The sequence below is a fragment of the Cognatishimia sp. genome (assembly GCF_964229375.1).
Lineage (GTDB): Bacteria > Pseudomonadota > Alphaproteobacteria > Rhodobacterales > Rhodobacteraceae > Cognatishimia.
In genome coordinates this window covers 1-3,402 of the sequence record NZ_CAXREH010000108.1, presented here as the reverse complement: position 1 = coordinate 3,402, position 3,402 = coordinate 1, and the positions used below count along the sequence as shown (strand labels likewise).

Here is a 3,402-nt window from a genome sequence, read left to right as displayed (position 1 = left end):
CGTCGAGGCAGATCACGGACCCCAATGGGGCGCCGATTTTGAATGGAGAGCAGACATGAACTTTCAAAGCAAATCTGTTGCGGCCCCTCTGTCTGGTCTGTTCATCGGCAACGAAAGCCTTTTGATCCAATGCGCCGAGGCGTGGCAGTCTGCCGGGCATGAGGTGGCGCAAGTGGTCACTAAATCCCAAGCGATCGCGGACTGGGCCAAATCGCGTGGATACGCGGTTGTGTTGCATGACGGCGCGCTACAGGATGTTGCTCTTGACGGAACGTTTGATTGGCTGCTGAGCGTTGCAAACCTTCAGATCATCCCGGATGGCCTGCTTAAGCTGGCCGGTGGCGCGGTGAATTTTCACGATGGCCCGCTGCCCGACTACGCCGGTCTCAACGCGCCTGTCTGGGCGCGGATGCAGGGCGAGCGGACCCATGGCATCACGTGGCATCTGATTGAAAACGGTGTGGATGAGGGCGACATCCTTGTTCAATCGACCTTTGACATTGCCGACGACGACACAGCGCTGACGCTGAACACAAAGTGTTTTGAAGCGGCGATGACCAGTTTCCCTGATGTGATTGCCGCGCTTGAAGCAGGTGCCAAGCCGCGCCGTGCACAGGACCTCGCAGGCCGTCGGTATTTTGGCGCATCTCAGCGGCCCAAGGCGGCAGGGCGCATCGACTTTGACAACAGCGCCGACGAGGTTGTCGCCTTTGTGCGGGCTTTGGATCATGGCGATTATTGGAACCCATTGACACTTCCCAAGCTGTCCATTGCGGGTGACATTGTGGCCGTTCGCCACGCCGAGCGCGTGCAAGGCACGGGCCGTCCTGGTGAGGTTCTGGACGTTGCGGACCATACACGTACGGTCGCCTGCGCCACGGGTGCCGTGCGTCTGAGCCACTTTAGCGACCTAGGCGGACGTCCATGGTCAGATGTTTCAGGCGTTGCCAAAGGGTCGCCTCTCAGTTCCGCAAAAACTGCGGATCGGCTGGAGCGCGCCTTGAGCAAGGTTGTCGGGGCCGAGGCCGCCTGGCGCATAACCTTGGCCAGCTATGTGCCCGCGCGCCTGCCATTGATCAAACCCGCGCAAGAGCCTGCGGACTGGGCAAGCTTGCGTGTTGATGCAGATCTTGATCCTGCGCAACAATTGGTTGTGGCTCGTTTGTTTGCCAGCCTTAGTGGATGTGAAAGCGCTGCCCAGATCGCGTTTGTGCACGAAGATATGACACGCTCTGCTGGCTATCTTGCCCCTTGGGTGCCGATGCCCTTGGCGCTGTCCAAAGAACAATCCGTGCAAACCGAAATCGATACCGCGCGTCAGGATCTGGCGACGCTGGTGCAGCGTGACACGTACCCATTGGACCTGATCGGGCGCGCACCAGAGCTGGCCACCCCAGAGCTGCCGGATCTGTCTTTCATCACGGACCCTGATGTCGGGCCGATTGAGGGCGTTGCCCTGAATATCCTGTGTCACGGGCACGGGATGCGGTTGCGCTATGACGCCAACCGGCTGGACGAAGATCACGCAACGCGGCTGGTTGCGCGGCTGGACTGGATCGCTGCGCAACTTGCGTCCTCAGACAGCCTTGTGTCTGATCTTGATCTTTTGCCGCCGTCTGAAAAGCACCACCTGCTAAGCGCGCGCAATGATACCGATCTGAACATTGATCTGGACATCACGATCCACGCGCTGATTTCAGAGCAGGCGGCCAAGACGCCAGAGGCGACGGCGCTGGTGTTTGAACACGACGCCCTCAGCTATGCCCAGCTTGAAGCGCGGTCCAATCAAACGGCACAAGTCTTGCGGGCCAACGGTATGGTCAAAGGCGACGTGGTGGGCGTGCATTGCCGCCGCGGGCATGATCTGGTTGTGGCCTGTCTTGGGATTTTGAAAGCAGGCGGCACCTATCTGCCACTGGATCCGGCGTTCCCCGCCGAGCGCATCGCGATCTATGTCGAAGACAGCCGGGCTGGGTTCATCCTGTCGCAAGACGCGCTGTCAGACCAACTGCCGCCAAGCGCGGCTAAGGTGTTGAATATCGACAGCGATCCCGCGTTTCACGCAGCCTCTGACCTGCCTGTCGCAGACGAGGCAGAGAGCAGCGATCTGGCCTATTTGATCTTTACGTCGGGCTCTACGGGACGTCCCAAAGGCGTCATGGTAGAGCACCGCAATGTGGTGAACTTCTTTGGCGGAATGGATGCCCAGATTGACCACCAAACGCCGGGCACATGGTTGGCCGTCACCAGCCTGAGTTTCGATATTTCGGTGCTGGAGCTGTTTTATACACTGTCGCGTGGCTTCAAAGTGGTGATTGCAGGCGACGAAGGCGCTGCGCAGATTTCGGATGGCCCGGTGGCGTCCGGAGCTGGCGGCATGGATTTCAGCCTGTTTTATTGGGGCAATGACGACGGGATTGGCCGTGGCAAATACGAGTTGTTGCTTGAGGGCGCAAAATTTGCCGACGACAACGGGTTTTGTGCGGTCTGGACGCCCGAGCGTCATTTCCACGCCTTTGGCGGCCCTTATCCAAACCCGTCGGTGACGGGTGCGGCGGTGGCCGCTGTTACAAAGAATATCGGTGTGCGCGCCGGAAGCTGCGTCGCGCCTTTGCACCACACCGCCCGGATCGCCGAAGAATGGGCGATCATCGACAATCTGACCAACGGCAAAGCGGGGCTGGCGATAGCTAGCGGCTGGCAGCCGGACGACTTTGTGCTGCGTCCTGAAAACACGCCTCCTGCAAACAAGCCCGCCATGTTTGAACAGATGCACGAGCTGCGCAAGCTGTGGCGCGGCGAAGAGGTGGCATTCCCGCGCAAAGACGGTGAGATGCACAGCGTTCTGACCCAGCCGCGCCCTGTGTCCAAGGATATCGATCTATGGGTGACAACAGCCGGCAACCCAGAAACCTGGCGCGAAGCCGGGCGCAACGGCTGCCATGTTCTGACCCATCTGCTGGGCCAATCTGTCGACGAAGTAGCAGGCAAAATCAAAATCTATCACGAGGCGCTGCGCGACGCCGGTTATGATCCGGCGGACTATAAAGTCACTCTGATGTTGCACAGCTTTGTCGCGGAGGACCGCGAGACAGCGCGTCAGATCGCGCGCGGCCCGATGAAAGACTATCTGCGTTCGGCGGCGGGCCTTATCAAACAATATGCCTGGGCCTTCCCAGCCTTCAAAAAGCCTGAAGGGGCCAGCAACGCCTTTGACATCGACCTCGGGTCGCTCACAGAGGACGAGCTGGAAGGTATTCTGGACTTTGCGTTTCAGCGGTATTTCGATGAGTCCGGCCTGTTTGGAACGGTTGAGGACTGTCTTGCACGTGTCGAACAGGTCAAAGCCATTGGCGTTACAGAAATTGCCTGTCTCATCGACTATGGCATTGCGACGGATGT

Annotated in this window: 1 protein-coding gene; it reads left to right on the top strand. The window is 59.1% G+C overall.

What is annotated here, in order from left to right:
• Positions 1-55: 55 nt before the first annotated feature.
• Positions 56-3,402: MupA/Atu3671 family FMN-dependent luciferase-like monooxygenase (locus tag ACEQWH_RS08580; RefSeq protein WP_370229779.1), on the top strand; the 3,347-nt coding region annotated here is incomplete at its 3' end.